1 protein-coding gene is annotated in these 1,694 nt (G+C 74.1%); it reads left to right on the top strand.

Features of this window, described 5'->3' with window-relative positions:
* The coding region (locus ABFX46_RS43255; protein WP_346050442.1) for a hypothetical protein at positions 1 to 1,694 on the top strand (1,694 nt) is incomplete at both ends.

Here is a 1,694-nt window from a genome sequence, read left to right on the forward strand (position 1 = left end):
GCAGCGGGCCGGCGGGGCGCTGTCGATCACGCAGCGCCGCACCGAGATCGGCGCCGTCACCGACCGGTTCGCGGCGGTGGAGACCGTCAGCCGGTTCCTCGGCTCGCGGCCGGAACGGGCGGTGCGCGCGTGCAAGCGCGAGTACGACGAGGTGGCGCTGCGCAGCGATCTCCGCATCTTCCTGAATGTGCTGGGCGAGGCGGACGAGGAGTTCCGCTCCCGTTTCGTGGAGCTGGCGCACGGCTTTCTGGAGCAGGCCGACCGCACCGCCCTCAATGATCTCCCCGCGATGATGCGCCTGAAATGGCATCTGGTCGGCCGCGGATTGATGCCGGAGTTGCTGAAGGTCCTGGAGTACGAACGCCGCGGACTGCGCATCCCGGTGACCCGCCGATTGTGGCGGCATTACGCGAAGTATCCGTTCTGGAGAGATCGCCGTCTGCGGATTCCCCGCGGCGTGTACCGGCTCGGCGAGGAACTGGCCGCCCGCGCCCAGTTGCACGAGGCGCGTTGGCGTGACGGCAAGCTGCGCATCACCGGCCACGCCTTCATCGCCGACATCGGGACGCGCTTCCCCTGGTCGTCGCTCAAGGTCGTCGGCGTCCGGGACACGGACGACGGCACGACCAGGGTGATCCCGGCGTGGACGCGGCGCTGCCCGGACGCCGACGACGTCTCGCGCGACCCGCACCGCAGCCACAGGTGGTCGGGGTTCTCCGCCACGATCGACCCGAAGCGGCTGCGGCGCGGCGGCCGCTACGTCGACGGGACCTGGCTGGTCGCTGCCGGGGTGTACGACCGCGGCGTGCTGCGGCGCGGCGCGCTGTCGGCGCCGTCCTCCGGCAGCGGCGCGCACCCCGCCTGGCACTACGTCGATGAGGACGTGCGCGTGGTCCCGCTGATCACGCGCGGCGGCACGATGCGGCTGCGGGTGGAGACGGTCCGGGCCCGCGTCACCGGCCACCGGGTGGTCGGCGACGCCATGGAGATCCGCGGCACGATCCCGGGCGGGGTGCCGGACGGCGCGTCCGTGCTGGTGCGGCGGAAGGCCGGGACGCTGCTGAACCGCTACCCGGCGGCGCCCGACGGCGGCGGCGGCCGGTTCCGGGCACGGATCCCGCTGCCCGAGCTGATCGCCGACATGCCCGTCCTGGATGAGGGCGCGAACCGCCTCGCCACGCCCGAACCCCGCGACGGGACCGGCTGGCGGCTCGACATGGGCTTCCCCAATTCGCGTGCACCGGCGGACGCCCCGGCGCCGGCGGACGCCCCGGTACCCTCCGGCCCCGCGCCGGTCGAGGAGCCGGAGGCCGAAACGGCGACCGCCGAGGCGGAGGCGGCGGAGAACCCGGCGATGCCGGACGACTTCGCGGCCGAGGAGGGCCCCGACGCGGCCGAGGACCACGCACCGGCCGAGGCCGACCCCGCAGCGGACGACTCCGCGCCGGACGACACCACCGCGGCGGACGAAACGGTCCGTATCGTCCTGGACGACGACGCCACCGAGGGCCTGTACTCCTTCGCGGGCAAGGAGGTCGCCGTCTACCGCTCCCGCCACGGCTACGCCGAGCTGAAGGCCCGCACTCCCCGCCCGGTCGTGACCGACGCGATCTGGGAGCGGGGCGGGACGCTGGTGCTGTCCGGCGACGATCCGCCCGGTTCGCCGGACCCGGCCGAGCTGGTGCTGCGCAGCC

The sequence above is a fragment of the Actinomadura chokoriensis genome, assembly GCF_039529475.1.
In the GTDB taxonomy this organism is placed as follows: domain Bacteria; phylum Actinomycetota; class Actinomycetes; order Streptosporangiales; family Streptosporangiaceae; genus Spirillospora; species Spirillospora bangladeshensis.